Origin of the sequence: Amycolatopsis australiensis, assembly GCF_900119165.1 — a bacterium.
Classification (GTDB): domain Bacteria; phylum Actinomycetota; class Actinomycetes; order Mycobacteriales; family Pseudonocardiaceae; genus Amycolatopsis; species Amycolatopsis australiensis.
Map to the genome: position 1 here is coordinate 3054771 of NZ_FPJG01000006.1, position 16268 is coordinate 3071038.

15 protein-coding genes are annotated in these 16268 nt (G+C 74.3%); 6 read left to right on the forward strand and 9 right to left on the reverse strand.

Annotated elements, in window-relative coordinates; all coding sequences use genetic code 11:
- The first annotated feature begins 378 nt into the window (after positions 1-378).
- The gene (locus BT341_RS16075) at positions 379-732 is read left to right on the forward strand and encodes a GNAT family N-acetyltransferase (RefSeq protein ID WP_072477074.1); all 354 of its coding nucleotides are present in this window, start codon (positions 379-381) and stop codon (positions 730-732) included.
- A 6-nt stretch (positions 733-738) separates the two neighbouring features.
- On the opposite strand, the gene BT341_RS16080 is transcribed toward BT341_RS16075, so the two are convergent.
- From BT341_RS16080 to cbiE, 6 genes are read right to left on the reverse strand one after another with little or no spacing between them, the layout of a single operon-like run.
- Entirely contained in the window at positions 739-3828 is a 3090-nt protein-coding gene (locus BT341_RS16080) for an arabinosyltransferase domain-containing protein (RefSeq protein WP_072477075.1), read from the reverse strand.
- Between the two features lie 18 nt (positions 3829-3846).
- Positions 3847-4506, reverse strand: coding sequence for a 5,6-dimethylbenzimidazole synthase (bluB, locus tag BT341_RS16085; RefSeq protein ID WP_072477076.1), 660 nt, complete (start codon positions 4504-4506; stop codon positions 3847-3849).
- Complete coding sequence (locus BT341_RS16090; RefSeq protein WP_072477077.1) at positions 4503-5222, reverse strand: cobalt-precorrin-6A reductase; 720 nt, start codon at positions 5220-5222, stop codon at positions 4503-4505. The genes bluB and BT341_RS16090 overlap by 4 nt, the downstream gene beginning before the upstream one ends.
- Complete coding sequence (locus BT341_RS16095) at positions 5219-6235, reverse strand: Gfo/Idh/MocA family protein (RefSeq protein WP_072477078.1); 1017 nt, start codon at positions 6233-6235, stop codon at positions 5219-5221. Before BT341_RS16095 ends, BT341_RS16090 begins: the two co-directional genes overlap by 4 nt.
- Positions 6232-6993 carry a precorrin-4 C(11)-methyltransferase gene (gene cobM, locus BT341_RS16100; RefSeq protein ID WP_072477079.1) on the reverse strand — a complete coding sequence of 254 codons (762 nt, stop codon included), beginning with the start codon at positions 6991-6993 and terminating at the stop codon, positions 6232-6234. Before cobM ends, BT341_RS16095 begins: the two co-directional genes overlap by 4 nt.
- A 40-nt stretch (positions 6994-7033) precedes the next feature.
- Positions 7034-8185 (reverse strand): precorrin-6y C5,15-methyltransferase (decarboxylating) subunit CbiE, encoded by a 1152-nt coding sequence (gene cbiE, locus BT341_RS16105; RefSeq protein WP_072477080.1) that lies wholly within the window; start codon positions 8183-8185, stop codon positions 7034-7036.
- A 68-nt stretch (positions 8186-8253) separates the two neighbouring features.
- On the opposite strand from cbiE, the gene BT341_RS16110 reads away from it, so the two are divergent.
- From BT341_RS16110 to BT341_RS16130, 5 genes are all read left to right on the forward strand, one after another.
- Positions 8254-10197: a putative cobaltochelatase gene (locus tag BT341_RS16110; RefSeq protein WP_072477081.1), complete on the forward strand. Its 1944-nt coding sequence runs from the start codon at positions 8254-8256 to the stop codon at positions 10195-10197.
- A complete protein-coding gene (gene cobO / locus BT341_RS16115) occupies positions 10197-10811 on the forward strand; it encodes a cob(I)yrinic acid a,c-diamide adenosyltransferase (protein WP_072477082.1) in 615 nt (204 codons plus the stop codon). The genes BT341_RS16110 and cobO overlap by 1 nt, the downstream gene beginning before the upstream one ends.
- Positions 10805-12136 (forward strand): cobyrinic acid a,c-diamide synthase CobB, encoded by a 1332-nt coding sequence (locus tag BT341_RS16120; protein WP_072477083.1) that lies wholly within the window; start codon positions 10805-10807, stop codon positions 12134-12136. The genes cobO and BT341_RS16120 overlap by 7 nt, the downstream gene beginning before the upstream one ends.
- Positions 12129-13145, forward strand: a complete 1017-nt coding sequence (gene cobC, locus BT341_RS16125) for an Rv2231c family histidinol phosphate aminotransferase CobC (RefSeq protein ID WP_072477084.1) — start codon at positions 12129-12131, stop codon at positions 13143-13145. The genes BT341_RS16120 and cobC overlap by 8 nt, the downstream gene beginning before the upstream one ends.
- Before the next feature lie 81 nt (positions 13146-13226).
- Entirely contained in the window at positions 13227-13583 is a 357-nt protein-coding gene (locus BT341_RS16130) for a VOC family protein (RefSeq protein ID WP_072477085.1), read from the forward strand.
- On the opposite strand, the gene BT341_RS16135 is transcribed toward BT341_RS16130, so the two are convergent.
- From BT341_RS16135 to cobT, 3 genes are all read right to left on the reverse strand, one after another.
- Entirely contained in the window at positions 13567-14253 is a 687-nt protein-coding gene (locus tag BT341_RS16135; RefSeq protein ID WP_072477086.1) for a helix-turn-helix transcriptional regulator, read from the reverse strand. The two genes, BT341_RS16130 and BT341_RS16135, sit on opposite strands and share 17 nt — an antisense overlap.
- A gap of 32 nt (positions 14254-14285) precedes the next feature.
- Positions 14286-15020: an adenosylcobinamide-GDP ribazoletransferase gene (locus BT341_RS16140; protein ID WP_245804995.1), complete on the reverse strand. Its 735-nt coding sequence runs from the start codon at positions 15018-15020 to the stop codon at positions 14286-14288.
- Positions 15021-15246: 226 nt separating this feature from the next.
- On the reverse strand, positions 15247-16260 hold the full coding sequence (cobT, locus tag BT341_RS16145; RefSeq protein ID WP_072477087.1) for a nicotinate-nucleotide--dimethylbenzimidazole phosphoribosyltransferase: 1014 nt from the start codon (positions 16258-16260) through the stop codon (positions 15247-15249).
- Between the last annotated feature and the right edge of the window lie 8 nt (positions 16261-16268).

Below are 16268 nucleotides of genomic sequence, written 5' to 3' on the forward strand. Positions count from 1 at the left end.
GGCGCCGGCGGCGGAGGTGAGCCGGGCGGAACAGGCGCTGTACCCGCCGGATGGAACTCGCCTGCGAAGCGGCATCGGACGCGGGGGTGCCGGGCCGCTTCCGGACGTGGGCCCACGGGGGACTGCAGGCCGTGCCGGCCACCGATCCCGCGCTGGGTTTCCTGTCGACGGTGTCCGGCGTGACGCGGGAGATGGTTCCCGCCGCGCTCGGCTTCGCGACCGGACCCGGCTGGCACGGCGTCAAGCCGACCGTGGTGTCGGCCGGGCTCGGCGAGGTGCCGGCGGCCGGGTTCGTGCGGGCCGGGGACCGCCTCTTGGCCGTCCGGCCGCCGAGGCCCGCGTCGGCGCCGGGCGCGTCCGGTCGACGGCGGCACTTTCGTGCGGACCCTGCTCGCGGGCTTCGAGGTCGACGGCGTCGTCGCCGCGTTCATGGCCGCGGAGCACCGGCATCCGGCGATGCGGCGGTTCCTCGTGGCGGAGCGGGGGACGCCGATCGCGGCCGCGGGCATGACGATCCACGGTGACGTCGCCGTGCTCGGCGGCGCCGCGACCCTGCGCGCCCACCGGGGCCGGGGCGCGCAGCGGACCTTGCTGCGGCGCCGGCTCGAGGTGGCCGGCGCCGCGGGCTGCGTCCTGGCCGTCGCGACGGCCCGCCCGGCTCGGCCAGCGCGGCCAACCTCGGCCGGGCCGGGTTCCGCCTGCACCGGCGCCGGGCCGTGGACGAAGACCTGACGGCCGTTACCGCGTCGGGTCCTTGCCGTTGGGCTGGCTCGGGCCCGGGCCGGGGGACCACCAGCCCGGCACGGTCTTCTCCCCGTGGATCACCGTCGGGGCGATGCCTTCGGTGAACGGCTCGATCTGCAGCAGCTGGCCCCACGACTGGCTCGGCTGCCCGATCAGGTAGCTCGGCACCTCGGGCTCCTCGGCCAGCTCCTCGAGCCACCCGATCGGGCCGCCGTTCGTGGACGACGCCCAGTTCGCCTCGTCCGCGAGGCCGCCCGCCGTGATCCGGTAGTCCGGGACCTGCGAGATCCCGTCGTGGGACGTCACCGGCTGGACGCACGGGTACACGAACGACGCCGGCCAGTCGACGTACACCGGCTTCGAGCCGATCCGGTCCGTCAGCGTCGTGAACGTCGGCACGCGCGGGGCCGACGCCGCGATCCAGCCGTCCTCCGTCAGGTCGTTGTCGACGATGTTGACGCGGACCGCGTTCGTCTCCGGCGGGAGGTCCCGCAGGTTGATGCGCGTGTCGTTCCAGCCGCCGGTGCCCGCGCCGGGCGGGAGCATGAACTGGCTGCGCAGGATCTTCACGCCCTCGGGGGTGTCGACGCCGTAGTCGAGGCTCACCGACGTCGGCCGGCGGGGCGCGCCCGCGGTCGCGACGACGATCTGGCCGTCCGCCGGCTTCTCCGTCAGCGCGTACCAGTCGCTGCGCAGGCGGCCCGCGCGCGTCTCCGGGTCGAGGTAGCTCGACCACATCGGCACGGTCTCCGGGGTGAACCCGTGCGGCGGCTCGGCCAGCGGGTCCTTGTCGTCGACCGGGCGGGTGTGGAAGCCGGTCTGGACGCGGCCGTTGTCCTGGTCCGGGTTCGGCAGCGGCGAGTTCTCCGGCGGCTTCTCCGCGACGGTCCGCTGCTCGGCCTGCGGGTGCAGGATGCTCGTGGCCGCGTCGCGCTCGACCATCACGTGGTCGGAGAGGTTGCAGCTCTTGCCGAACAGGTGCCCGATGTTCGCCGCGCCCAGGCTGTAGCTGCCGGACTGGTTGTGGATCGCCCAGGCCATCGTGACGAACTCGCCCGCCGCCACCAGGCCGCAGACCACCACCAGCGACAGCGACCCGAGCCGCAGCGCGCGCAGCCGGCCCTCCTGCACCTGCGCCGGCAGCCCCGGCCGGTGCGCGCGGACGTTCTCCACGAACGCGTACACCCCCGCGATCCCGGCCGCGACCAGCAGGATCGTCGACAGGGGGATGCCGCCGACCGACGGCGCCACGTTCGTCCACTGGACCCCGAGCCGCGAGACGAACCAGTAGGTGTTCGGCCCGGTCGCGGCCAGTGCGGCGACGACCAGCAGCCCGGCGAGGAAGGCCGCGCGGTTGCGTTTGGACCGCAGCACGGTCGAGCTGGTCGCGAGCGCGGTCAGCGCCGCCATCGACGCGCCGACCGCGGCGAACGCGCCGAAGTGGTGCGTCCACTTCGTCGGCGTCAGGGCCAGCAGCAGGAAGAACAGCGCCGTCGTGCCGATCAGGCGCCGGGCCGGGCCGAGCGACGCGCCGGGTATGCGGCTGCGGCGCAGCAGCACGACCAGGCAGGTCGCGGTGCACAACACGACCAGCAGCACCGGGAACCGGCGCGGCGCGGAGCCGTCCGGCAGGTCGGCGAACAGCAGCTGGTAGCGCGCGAGCTCCTGGAACCACGACAGGTTCGGGCCGACCTGGGTGCGGATGCGGGTCGCTTCCTGGACCGTCGCGAACGTCTGGTCGGCGAACACGACGACCAGCACCAGCAGTCCCGCGGCGGCGACCGGCGCGAGTACCGGCAGCCAGCCGCTCTCGTTCGCGCGCTGGCGCACCAGCTTGAACAGCGGGCGCGCGGCGACCAGGAAGGGGGCCACCGCGATCAGGCCGGTCGGCGTCGCGGCCAGGGTGAACCCGGCCGCGGTCAGGCCGAGGCACAGCGGGAGCAGCCGCCGCGTCACCAGGGCGCGTTCCACCGCGCAGATCGCCAGCAGCGAGCCGAGCGCGGCCACCGGTTCCGGGCGGACGCCGTTGTTGTAGGGCATCCACCAGATCAGGAACACCGTCGCGGCGGCCCAGCTGGCCGGGCGGCTGGTGCGGATCTGGGTGCCCAGCCGCGGCATCACCTCGCGGCTGATCAGCAGCCAGCTGAGCACGCCGAGCAGGAACGACGGCAGCCGGATCCACGGCGGCACCGTGCTGACGTGCGTCATCAGCTCGAAGACGTGGTAGAACCAGCCGAACGGCGCCTCGGCGACACCGAACCAGCGGTGGTAGTTCGTCAGGTAACCGGTCGCCTCGGTGACCCGTGCCATCGTGAGGATGTAGCCGTCGTCCGAGGTCACCGGCCCGATGAAGACCCACGCGCCGAGCGCGGCGATCACCGTGGCGTCCCGCAGTGTCAGCCGCCACCAGCCGACCGGCGCCCAGCGCGGCGCGCGGCGCGCGAAGCCGGAGTCGCGGCGCCAGGTGGCGATCAGGCAGCCGATCAGCGACAGCACGGCGAGGACGCCGACGACGATCTTCAGCGCGGTCGGCGACGTCTGGTAGCGCGTGTCCGGCACGACCGAGACGTGCAGGCCGGCGATCGGGTCCTTGCTCGAATTGATCGAGGAGTAGATGCCGACCACGCGCGGCCGCACGTCACCGTTGGCGTGGAAGACCGGCGTGCCGGCCACGGCGAGGGTCATCTGCGTCGCGTCGACGTCCAGCTCGACGTCGCACTTCTCGGCGGGCAGCGGCTGCTGCGCGATCTGCTGGCCCTGGCTGGAGGCGAGCAGCACGCCGTTGTCGACGCGCAGCTGCAGGCCCACGCCGTTGCCGGCCTTGGGGTCGGTGCGCCCGTCGGGCACGGTGGCGAAGAGCAGGGCCGGCCCGCCGGTGCGGGCGTCGACCGAGCGGATGGCCGCGCAGGGCACTTCGGCGCGCAGGTCCTGCGCCCAGTACCCGGTCAAGGGCGCGTTGACGGAGCGGGTGTCGCTGCCGGTCGGCCAGACGACCTCCGCCGTGTCCTGCACCACCGGCAGGAAGGGGAAAGCCAGCGCGCACAAGGCCGAGAGCAACCCCAGCGCTACGGCAATCAGACGCATCGGCGCAACGCTAACGGGTCAGAGGCCGGCGGCTGACGCAGCCCCCGGGTCACGCGGGGTGAACCGGCCGTGGTGTAAAGCCGCCGTCAGGGGACGGCGGTGGCGCCAGCCGTGGCGTTCCAGGTCGGGCACGGCTTCGAGCCTGCTGACCGGGCCGACGCACAGCCAGGCGACCGGCCGGACGCCGCCGGGGATGCCGAGCAGCTCGCGCAGGAACGGCTCGCGGTAGAAGCTGACCCAGCCGACGCCAAGGCCCTCGGCGGTCGCGGCGAGCCACAGGTTCTGGATCGCCAGGCAGACCGAGTACAGCCCGGCGTCCGCGATGGCGTGCCTGCCGAGCACGTCCGGCGCGCCGCGTGCCGGGTCGTAGGTGACGACGATGCCCAGGGTGGCGTCGAGGATGCCTTCGATCTTGATGTTCGCGAAGGCGCTCGCACGGTCTTCGCTGAGCTGTGCCGCGAAGACCTCTCGCTCCTCGTGGACGTGCTTCGCGAACTTCTCGCGCGTCGCGTGGTCGTCGACCAGGATGAAGTCCCACGGCTGGGTGAGCCCGACGCTCGGCGCGGCGTGCGCGGCCTCGAGGATCCTGAGCAGCGTCGCTTCGGGGACCGGCTCGCCGGTGAACTCGCCGCGGACGTCCCGGCGCCGGCGCAGGACTTCGTAGAACTCTTCGCTCATCGGTTCAGGACCCATTCGACGGCTTCGGCCACGGTTCCGGCGGTCTCCGCCGCCGGTCTCGGCGGACGGCGGACCACCAGGACCGGCTTGCCCAGCTCCCGCGCCGCCGTCAGCTTCGCGCTGGTCAGTGTGCCGCCGGAGTCCTTGGTGACGAGGACGTCGACGCGGCTGAGCAGCGCGCGCTCGGCGTCGGTCTCGTACGGGCCGCGGGCGAGGATCAGCTCGTGGTGGCGGGGCAGCGGCGGTCCTGGCGGGTCGACGCAGCGGATCAGGAACCACAGGTCGTGCAGGTGCGCGAAGGCGGGCAAGCCCTGGCGGCCGGTGGTGAGGAAGACGCGCTCGCCGAGGCCGGGCAGCTGCCGGGCGGCGTCGGCGAGGTCGTCGGCCCAGTGCCAGACGTCGCCGGGCCCCGGCTGCCAGCCCGGCCGGGCGAGCCGCAGCAGGGGAGTGCCCGTGCGTCCGGCCGCCTCGGCCGCGTTCGCGCCGATGCGCTCGGCGAAGGGGTGCGTCGCGTCGACAACGGCCTTCACGTCGTTCTCGCGCAGCCAGGCGGCGAGGCCGTCAACGCCGCCGAAGCCACCTAGGCGCACTTCGCCGATCGGAAGTCTGGGCCGCGCGACGCGTCCCGCGAGCGAAGACACAACGCGCACTTCGCGCGTGACGAGTTCTTCGGCGAGCTTCCGCGCTTCGCCTGTGCCGCCGAGGATGAGGATCACGAAGGGCGTCCATAGCCGACGGCCTCGCGCCACCGGTCGAGCGTGCGCATGTTGGCCAGCGTCTCGGCCCACGACAGCTCGGGTGCCTGGCGCGCTTCGACGTGCGCGGCGACGTAGTCCGCTTCGCGAGCGAAGACGCCTTGCGTCGCTTCGACCTCGATGACCTCCGGCTCGCCGTCGGCCGGCGTCAGGATGATCTGCGAGACGCCGGGCTTGCGCAGCGCGTGGATCCACGCCGGCTGCGGGACGAAGAGCTGACCGCGCGTGCCGAACACGCGGATGCCGTCTTCCCTGGCCAGCCGGATGCCACAGGAGATCGTCGCCAGGATGTCGCCGGGCAGGCGCAGGAGGCCGGTCGCGTACTCGTCGACGCCGGTCGCCGAGAGGCGCGCCATCCCGCTGACCTCGCTCGGCTCGACGACGTCCTGCCCGGTCGCGGCCTGCGCGACCAGCCGGGCCAGCGACGTGCAGTAGCAGCCGACGTCGAGGATCCCGCCGCCGCCGAGGGCGGGATCGCTCAGCCGGGCGGTCTCCTCCGGGTTGCTGTCGAAGGAGAACGTCGTGTCCACGGCGCGGACGTCGCCGATCGCGCCGCTCGCGACCAGCTCCACCAGCCGCCGCGTCTGCGGGTGGAGGCGGTACATGAACGCCTCCATGAGGAACACGTCGTGCTTGCGGGCGGCGGCGATCACGTCCTCGGCGTCGGCGGCGGTGAGGGTCAGCGGCTTCTCGCACAGGACGTGCTTGCCCGCCTCGGCCGCGGCGATGGCCCACTGCTTGTGCAGGGCGTGCGGTGTGGAGACGTACACGGCGTCGACGTCCGGGTCGGCGAGGAGGTCTTCGTAGCTGCCGTAGGCGGCGGGGATCTCGAAGCGGGCGGCGAACTCCCCGGCCCGCCCGGCGTCCCGGGCGGCGACGGCGGCGAGCGTGCCGTGCTCGCTTTCCTCGACGCCCGCGGCGAAGTGGCCGGCGATGGTCCCGGCGGCCAGCAGGCCCCAGCGCAGTTCCGTCACAACGACTCCGGTTGGTCCGCCCGGTCACGGGCACTGGAATAGAGGAAGCTGTCGGGAAAGTCCGTGGCGGCGAGCACCCGCCCGACGAAGATGGTGGCGGCCCGCGTCATCCCGGCGTCCCGGACGAGTTCCGGCAGCTCGCCGAGCACGCCACGCACGACGGTCTCCCCGGGCTGGCTGGCGAGCGCGACCACGGCGACGGGACAGTCGGCACCGTAGTGCGGGGTCAGCTCGCCGGTGACCCGCTCGACGTGGTTGATCGCGAGGTGCAGCGCGAGGGTGGCCCGCGTGGCGGCGAAGGCTCGGAGTGTCTCGGCCGGCGGCATCCTGGTGGAGCGCGCCTGCACGCGGGTGATCACGAGACTCTGCCCGACTTCGGGCACGGTGAGCTCCCGGCGCAGCACGGCGGCCGACGCGGCGAAGGCGGGCACGCCGGGAACGACGTCGTAGGGAACGCCGGCGGCATCGAGCCGCCGCATCTGCTCGGCGACGGCGCTGTAGAGCGAAGGATCCCCGGAGGTGAGCCGCGCGACGTCCCGCCCGGCTCGGTGCGCCTCGACGAGCTTGGCGACGATCTGCTCGAGGCTGAGCCCGGCGGTGTCGACGAGTTCGGCATCGGCGGGGCAGTGGGCGAGCAGGTCCGTGGGAGTCATGCTGCCGGGGTAGAGACAAGTCGGGCAGCGGGCGAGCAGATCCCGCCCCCGCACGGTGATGAGATCGGCGGCCCCGGGCCCGGCCCCGATGAAGTGGACGGTCATCGACGGCTCCAGGAGGTGGGGGTCGGATTCGAGGCGGTCGTCACCGGCTGCTCCACTGCGTCACGACCCGAGCCGGGGTCCAGCCGGTGAACCCGCCCAGCGGGCCCGCGCGCTCGACCCCGATCCGCACCAGCTCGCCCCCGTGCTGCGCGTACGCCCGCGTCAGCACCTGCTCGGCCTCCACGGTGACCGCGTGCGCCACCACGCGCGCGCCCGTCGCCAGGCAGGTGTCCAGGACCTCCGGCACCGTCACCCCGCCGCCGATGAACACCGCGTCCGGGGCCGGCAGCGCGCTCAGCGCCTCCGGTGCCGCTCCCGTCACCACCTCCAGCTCCGGGACGCCGAGGTCCAGGGCGTTGCGGCCGATCCGCTCCGCGCGCCCGGGGTCGCGCTCGATCGCGATCGCGCGGTTCAGCCCGTGCAGCCGCGACCACTCGATGCCGACGCTGCCGGCGCCCGCGCCGACGTCCCACAGCAGCTCGCCGGGGCTCGGCGCGAGCCGGGCCAGTGCCGACACCCGCAGGTCGCGCTTGGTCAGCTGGCCGTCGTGGGCGTACACGTCGTCCGGGATGCCGATCAGCGGCAGCGCCGGACCCACGCAGTCCAGCGCGAACACCGTCAGCGGGCCGGGTTCGCCGGTCCAGCCGTCGGAGATGCGCTCGTCGGGCCCGCCCAGGTTCTCCAGCGCGAACAGCTCGCTCTCGGCGTACCCGCGCACGGTCAGCAGGGAGCGCAACGCCGCCGCGTCGGCACCCAGGACGAGCACCCGCCGCCCCGGCGCCAGCACCCGGGCCACGCGCGCCGACGACCGGCCGACGACGGTCACCACCTCCGTCTCCTCGGCCGACCAGCCCAGCCGGGCCCTGGCCAGCGTCACCGACGACACCGCGGGCAGCGCCTCGACCTCGTAGCCATGGGTGACGAGCGTGGTGCCGACCCCCGACAGGAACGGATCTCCGCTGGCCAGGACGCAGACGCGCTGCCCTTCGTACTCCGCCAGCAGTGCGTCCAGACCCGGCAGCAACGGCGACGGCCACGGCACGCCCGGAACGTCCGGAGGCAGGTACGCCAGCTGCCGCGGCGCCCCGATCACGACGTCGGCGCCGAGCACCACGGCACGGGCGGTCTCGGCCAGCCCCGGCCACCCGTCGGCCCCGATCCCGACGACCGTGAGACGTGATTTTTCGCGCACGATTTCCCACCCTAAGCGAGGCGGCCGCTGTGCGATGATCGGCCGGTCGCCGAGCTTCAGGAGCGCTGTTGAAGCCCTACCCGTTCACCGCCGTCGTCGGGCTGCCGGACCTGCGCCTGGCGCTCGTCCTGTCCTCGATCTCGCCCGCGGTCGGCGGGGTGCTGGTGCGCGGCGAGAAGGGCACCGCGAAGTCGACCATGGTCCGCGCGCTGGCGGGCCTGCTGCCGGGGGTCGAGGTCGTGGACGGCTGCCGGTTTTCCTGCGATCCCGCGGCGCCGGACCCGCTCTGCCCCGACGGCCCGCACGACGGCGCGAGCAGCCACCGCCGCCCCGCGAAGCTGGTCGAACTGCCCGTCGGCGCGGCCGAGGACCGCGTCATCGGCTCGCTGCACCTCGAACGCGCGCTCGCCGAGGGCGTCACGGACTTCCAGCCGGGCCTGCTGGCCGCCGCGCACCGCGGGCTGCTCTACGTCGACGAGGTCAACCTGCTCCACGACCACCTCGTCGACACGCTGCTCGACGCCGCCGCGATGGGCCGTGCGACCGTGGAACGCGAAGGCGTTTCGGTTTCACACGCCGCGCGGTTCGTGCTGATCGGCACCATGAACCCGGAAGAGGGCGAGCTGCGGCCGCAGCTGCTGGACCGGTTCGGCTTGACCGTCGAGGTCGCCTCCAGCCGCGACCCGGAGCAGCGCGTCGAAGTCGTCCGGCGCCGCCTGGCCTACGAAGCCGACCCGGACGGCTTCGCCACGCAGTACGCCGAAGAAGACGCCAAGCTCGCGGCGGACATCGAAGCGGCGCAACGGCTTCTGCCCGCCGTCAAGCTCCCCGACGCGGCGCTGCGCCGGATCGCCGAGGTCTGCGCGTCGTTCGAGGTCGACGGCATGCGCGCGGACATCGTCACCGCGCGCACCGCGGTCGCGCACGCGGCCTGGTCCGGCCGCGACGAGGTGACCACCGACGACGTCCGCGTCGCCGCGCGGCTCGCGCTGCCGCACCGGCGCCGCCGCAACCCGTTCGACGCCCCCGGCATCTCCGAGGAGCAGCTGGAACAGGCCCTGCAGGATGCCCAGCCACCGGAGCCGGGCCCCGAGGACGACGGCCCCGGGTCCGGCTCGGCGCCGTCCGAAGCGCCCGAGCCGCCGCAGGGGAACGCGCCGCAGGGCGAACCGCAGTCCGGTGGCGGGCAGCAGAAGACCGTCGGCGCCGGCGAGACGTTCAAGGCGCGCGTGTTCCGCGTCAAAGGCACGGGCGAAGGCGAGCGAGGACGCCGTTCCCGCGCGATCACCGACAGCGGGCGGACCGTCGGCGTGCAGCCCGCGAGCGTGCGGGAAGGACGTCCGCACCTGGTCGCGACCGTGAAAGCCGCGGCACCGCACCAGAAAGCCCGCGGCCGCCACGGCGCCGCGCTGAAGCTGCGCCCGCAGGACCTGCGGTACGCGCGGCGCGAAGGCCGTGAGGGCAACCTCGTGCTGTTCTGCGTCGACGCGTCCGGCTCGATGGGCGCGAAGGCCCGCATGCGCGAGGTCAAGACCGCGGTGCTGTCGCTGTTGCTCGACGCCTACCAGCGCCGCGACAAGGTCGGCCTGGTCACCTTCCGCGGCGACGCCGCCGAGCTCGCGCTGCCGCCGACGATCAGCGTCGACGCGGCCGCGTCCCGGCTCGAAGGCCTGCCGACCGGCGGCCGGACCCCGCTCGCCGAGGGACTGCTGGAGGCCGCGCGGGTGCTGCGCGTCGAGGAGATCCGGGACCCGCGGCGGCGTCCGCTGCTGGTCGTCGTCACCGACGGGCGCGCCACCAGCGGCCCCGACGCCGTCGCGCGCGCCAAGGCCGCGGCGGGGCTGCTCAGTGGGGTGACTTCCATCGTGATGGACTGCGAGAGCGGCAAGATGCGCCTCGGCCTGGCCGCCGACCTGGCCGCCCACCTCGGCGCGGAGCACGTGCCGCTGGCCGACGTCGCCGCCGAATCGCTGGCGAGCGCCGTCCGCGCCCGGACCGGAAAGGCCGCCTGATGCCGCAGGGAAAACCGTCGGTGGTGCCGCAGGACGGCCTGACCACGCGCCAGCGCCGCAACCGGCCGCTGCTCGCCGTGCACACCGGCGAGATGAAGGGCAAGTCGACCGCCGCGTTCGGGATGGCGTTGCGGGCGTGGAACCAGGGCTGGTCGATCGGCGTGTTCCAGTTCGTCAAGTCGGCGAAGTGGCGCGTCGGCGAGGAAGCCGCGTTCAAGGCGCTGGGGAAGCTGCACGAGGAGACCGGCCAGGGCGGGCCCGTCGAGTGGCACAAGATGGGCGAAGGCTGGAGCTGGGCCCGCAAGTCCGGCACCGAAGACGACCACGCCGCGAACGCGCGCGAGGGCTGGGCGGAGATCAAGCGCCGGCTCGCCGCCGAGACGCACGACTTCTACGTCCTCGACGAGTTCTCCTACCTGCTCAAGTGGGGCTGGCTCGACGTCGGCGACGTCGTGTCCGCGTTGGTCTCGCGGCCCGGGCACCAGCACGTCGTCATCACCGGCCGGTACGCGCCGCCGGAGCTGGTCGAGGCCGCCGACCTGGTCGCGGAAATGACCAAGGTCAAGCACCCGATGGACGCCGGCCAGAAGGGCCAGCGGGGGATCGAGTGGTAGCGCGCGTGGTCGTCGCCGCGCCCGGCTCCGGGCACGGCAAGACCACCGTCGCCGCCGGGCTGATGGCGGCGCTGCGCGCGGCCGGGCACCGCGTGTCCGGGCACAAGGTCGGGCCGGACTTCATCGACCCGGGCTACCACGCGCTGGCCACCGGACGTCCCGCGCGCAACCTCGACCCGTTCCTGCAGGGCGAGGACCTGCTGATCCCCCTGCTGCGCCACGGTGCCCGCGGCGCCGACATCGCCGTCATCGAAGGCGTGATGGGGCTGTTCGACGGCGCGCTGGGCACCGGAGGCTACGCCTCGACCGCGCACGTGGCGCGGCTGCTGGACGCGCCGGTGGTGCTGGTCGTGGACGCTTCGGCAGCGTCGCGCAGCGTCGCGGCGACCGTGCTGGGCTTCGCCCACTACGACAACCGCGTGCGGCTCGCCGGGGTCGTGCTCAACAAGCTGGGCTCGCAACGGCACCTCGACGAGATCGCGTCCGCGCTGGAGGCGACCGGCGTCCCGCTGCTGGGCGCGTTGTACCGTAACGAAGAGATCCACGCGCCGAGCCGCCACCTCGGGCTCGTCCCGGCGGCGGAACGGGCCGCCGAGGCCGAACGCGTCCTGCCGTCGCTGGCCGCGTGGGTGCGCGACGGTGTCGACCTGGCGGAGATCGTCCGGATCGCTTCCGCGGCACCGGCGCTGTCCGCGCCGCCGTGGGAGCCGTCCGGTGTGGACGGTCCACGGCGGACGGTCGCGGCCGCGGGCGGACCCGCCTTCACCTTCCGCTACACCGAGAACATCGAACTCCTCGCGGCTTGCGGCATCGACGTGGTCGACGTCGATCCGTTGCGCGACGAGGCGTTGCCCGACGGCTGTGCCGGGCTGTACTTCGGCGGCGGGTTCCCGGAGGTGCACGCGGCGGAGCTGTCGGCGAACACGTCGTTGCGTACCGAAGTGGCCGCGGCGATCGGCCGCGGGATGCCGGTGAGCGCCGAATGCGCGGGCCTGCTGTACCTGTGCCAGTCGCTGGACGGCGTGCCGATGGCCGGCGCGGTGCCCGCGGACGCCAAGATGACCGCCCGCGGCAAGCTCGGCTACCGGCGCGCGGTCGCCGTCGAGGACAACCTGCTGGCCACGGCCGGGCAGCGGGTCACCGGGCACGAGTTCCACCGCACCGAGGTCACGCCGTCGCACGGCGCGCCGGCCGCCTGGGGCTGGGACCGGCAGCTGGACGGGTTCGCGTCGCCGACGCTGCACGCGTCCTACCTGCACGTCCACTGGGCCGGGTACCCCGAGCTGGCCCGGCGGTTCGCGGCGCGGGTCCGGGCCCGTGCCTGACTACGACCTGCACCACCACGGCGACCGCGAAGTCGGGCCGGGGCTGGTGGACCTGGCCGTGAACGTCCGGCTGCCGCGGCCGCCCGCGTGGCTGCGCGCCGAGCTGGCGTCCGCGTTGGACTCCCTGGCCGCCTATCCGTCCCCGGTGGACGCGGAACGCGCGGTGGCCGCCCGGCACGGCCGCGCTCCCGGCGAAGTCCTGGTCACGGCGGGCGCGGCCGAGGCGTTCACGCTGCTGGCCTCGGCGTTGCGGCCGCGGCGGGCGGTGGTCGTGCACCCGCAGTTCACCGAGCCGGAGGCCGCGCTGCGGGCGGCCGGGCACGCCGTTTCGCGGGTTGTCCTGTCCGAAAAGGACGGTTTCGTGCTCGATCCGGCGCTGGTGCCGGACGACGCCGACCTGGTGTTCGTCGGCAACCCGACGAACCCGACGTCGGTGCTGCACCCGGCGGAATCGTTGCTTTCCCTGGCGCGGCCCGGGCGGCTGCTCGTGGTCGACGAGGCGTTCCTGGACGCGGTGCCGGGCGAGGCCGAGAGCCTGGCTTCCGGGCACGCCGGCGTCGTCGTGCTGCGCAGCCTGACGAAGACGTGGGGGCTGGCCGGGCTGCGGGCGGGGTACGTGCTCGCCGAGGCCGGGGTCGTCGCGCGGCTGCGCGCGGTCCAGGTGCCGTGGTCGGTGTCCACTTTGGCCGGAGTGGCGACGGTGGCGTGCTGCCGTCCGGCCGCTTTGGAGGAAGCGGAAAAGCTCGCGGCCGCGGCGGAAGCGGACCGGGAGTACCTGGTGTCGCGGCTGGGCGAGGCGGGGGTCGAAGTCCTGGGTGACCCGCGGGGCCCCTTCGTGCTGGTCCGGGTTCCGGACGGCGGCCGGGTGCGGGCGCGGCTGCGGGACGCGGGCTACGCGGTCCGGCGCGGCGACACCTTCCCCGGGCTCGGCCCGGACCACCTGCGGCTGGCCGTGCGGGACCGGGCCGTGACCGACGGCTTCCTGACCGCGTTGCGGGAAATCCGGTAAACACCGACAGGGGGTTGTCGCTGCCGCCGCCGAGACTGGGCGGAGCCGGGAAGCGCCCGGTGTGGCAGCGAAAGGAACGACATGCCCCGATTCAACGAGGTCGCCTGGTTCGAGATCGGCGCCGAGGACCCGGCGGCCGCCGAACGGTTCTACGGCGAGGTGTTCGGCTGGACGGTCGCGCAGGACGACACGGCGAGCACGGATCCGGCCTACCGCGTCATCGACACCGGCGGTGCCCGTGGCGGGCTGTTCCGGGGACCGGAGAACTACGCGATCTTCAGCGTGCTGGTGGCGGACGTCGACGACGCGTGCCGCCGGGTGGCGGCCGCCGGCGGCCGGGTCCGGCGGCCACCGCAGGTCAATCCCGTCGGCGTGACGTTCGCGCACGTGCTCGACCCGGCGGGCAACCACTTCTCGGTGTTCAGCTCGCCAAGCTGAGCTGCTCGACGTCGCCGTACGGGATGTCGAGGTCCTCGGGCCGCAGCCGGCGGGGCGGGGGCACTTCGGCGGTCACGGAGTACGAGACGATCCGGTCGGTGCGGAACGCCCGGATCTCCCGGCGCAGCCGGCACCACGCGATCAGGTACCAGTGCGCGGGCTTGCCGACGTAGCCGAGCGGCTCGATCTCCCGGCGCGTGACGGTGCCCGCGCGGTCGGTGTACCGGATGCGCATGACCCGCCGGATGCCGAGCACGTGCGGCATCGGTGCGGCGGTGTCGTCGCCGAGCACGTGGACGCGGAGGGCGAGGTCCCGCGCCGCGGCGACGTCCTCCTGCCGCATCGCGGCGACGAGCTTGCGCAGCGCCGAGCGGCCTTCGGCGCGGAACGGAGTGCCGTCGAGGTGTTTCAGGGCGAGCGCCATCGCGACGGCTTCCTCCGGCGTCAGGTTGACCGGCGGGAGCGTGTGCGCCTTGTCGAGGCAGTACCCGCCGGTGCGGCCGGCCTCGGCGTAGATCGGCACCCCGGACTGCTGGAGCGCACCGATGTCCCGCTCGATGGTGCGCGTGTTGACCTCGAAGCGGCTCGCGAGCCAGCGCGCACTCCGCGGCCGGGGCGCGATGGCACGGAGTTCCTCGACGAGGGCGTACAGACGATCGGTCCGGTTCACAGGCGTCACTGTAGGAAGGGGGTACGACAGTTTCAGGCGAACGCGAGCAGCGCCGCCGCGACGGCGACTTCGACGCCGGCGCCGAGGACGTCACCGGTGACGCCGCCGAGCCGTCTGGTGCACCGCCAGAGGAGCACCCCGGCGGCGGCATAGCCGAGGCCGACGGCGAGCGGTCCCCGCCACCACGGAAGCCCGGGCAGCAGCACGGCAAGCCCGGCGGCGGCAATCCCGACGGCGACGGCGGCGGTCCGCGGAACCGAGCCGGCAACGGTGGCGCCGAGCCCATCCGGCCGAGCGGAGGGCACACCACGCGCACAGGCCATCGAGAGCGTGCACCGCCCGGCGAGCACCCCGGCGGCGGCGGTGACCGGAGTGGCGGCGGCCAGCGCACCGGCCTGCACGAGCAGGACGAAGACGAGCGTGGCAACCCCGGTGGGCCCGGAGTCACCGCGACGCATGATCGCGAGGGCTTTGGCGCGGTCGTAGGAGGCGCCGAGGCCATCGGCGGTGTCGGCGAGCCCGTCGAGGTGCAGGCCCCGGCTCCCGAGGGCGACGACGCCGAGAGCGAGAGCGGAGGTGGCGAGGGCGGGAAGGTCCCGCCCGGCCCAGAGGACAAGCCCGGCAGCGAGAGCCAGCGGGACGGCGGCGAGCGGAGCGAGCAGCATGGCGCGCCCGGCGACCCGGCGATCGATGACGCGCGGAGCGGGGACGGGAACGGTGGTCAGCGTCCCGACGGCCATCCGCGCGGCATCACCCCAGCGGCTCATGGCCGCCACCGGTCCGCCGGGCCCGGGTGGCCCGGCTCCCGCGGCAGCTCCCGGCTGGCCGCCGAGGGCACCCGCCGACGCGCGGACGGCGACGGCATGGGCCCCCGGCGGCTCCTGCGCAGCCCCGAGCCCGCGTGCCTGCTCGCACCGAGCGCCAGCGGCACCCACCGGCCCACCCCCAGCCCCGAACGTGCCGGGCAACTCACCACCACCGGCTCGCGGCAGCTCATGCCAAGTCGGCCAGCAGGCCCATGTCCGCCAGGATCGCGCGCGCCGCTCGCAGGGTCGGGACCGCCTGCACCGCTCCGCTTCCCTCCCCGAGCCGCAAGCCGAGGTCCAAGATCGGCTCCAGCCCCAGCGCCTTCAACGCGAACGCCTGGGACGGTTCCGTCGACCGGTGCCCCGCCAGCCACCACTGCTCCGCCCCCGGCGCGATGTCCCGCGCCACCAGGGCCGCCGCGCCCGAGAACACTCCGTCCAGCAGTACCGGGATCCCCTGCACCGCCGCCTGGACCAGGAATCCCGCCGTTGCCGCCATGCACGCGCTGCCCAGGGTCGTCAGGCGCTCGAACGGGTCCTCCGTCCGGCCCGCCGTCCGCGCCAGGGCCGCCGTGACCGCCGCCGTCTTGCGCTCGAGACCCGCCGCGTCGACGCCCGTTCCGGTGCCGACCACCTCCGCCGCCGGCAACCCCAGGGAGGCCGCCACCAGCGCCGCGCACATCGCCGTGTTGCCGATCCCCATGTCGCCCGGGATCAGCACGTCCGCGTCGCCCTCCTCGCGCGCGATCGCCCGGCCCGCGTCGAACGCCGCGCGTGCTTCGCCCGGCGAAAGCGCGTCCTCCACGTCGATCGAGCCCGATCCGCGGCGGATCTTGTGGGCCGTCACCGAAGCCGGCACGTCCGCGCCGTCCCAGTCCACGCCGATGTCGGCCACCCGCACCTTCGCACCCACCTGGGCGGCGAGGACGTTCACGCCGCTCTTGCCCGCCAGGAACACCCGCACCATCGCCGCGGTCACCTCGCGCGGGTACGCCGAAAGCGCCGACACGCCGTGGTCGCCCGCGAAGACGACCACGCGCACGTCCTCCAGCGGGCGCGGCGGCACGCTCCCGTGCGCCGCCGCCAGCCACGCGGCGATCTCCTCCAGCCTGCCGAGCGCGCCGAGCGGCTTGACGAGGCCGTCGAGCCGCTCCAGCGCGGCGGCGCGGGCGGCGGGGTCGGGCACGGGTACGTCGAACACGGGCGCCT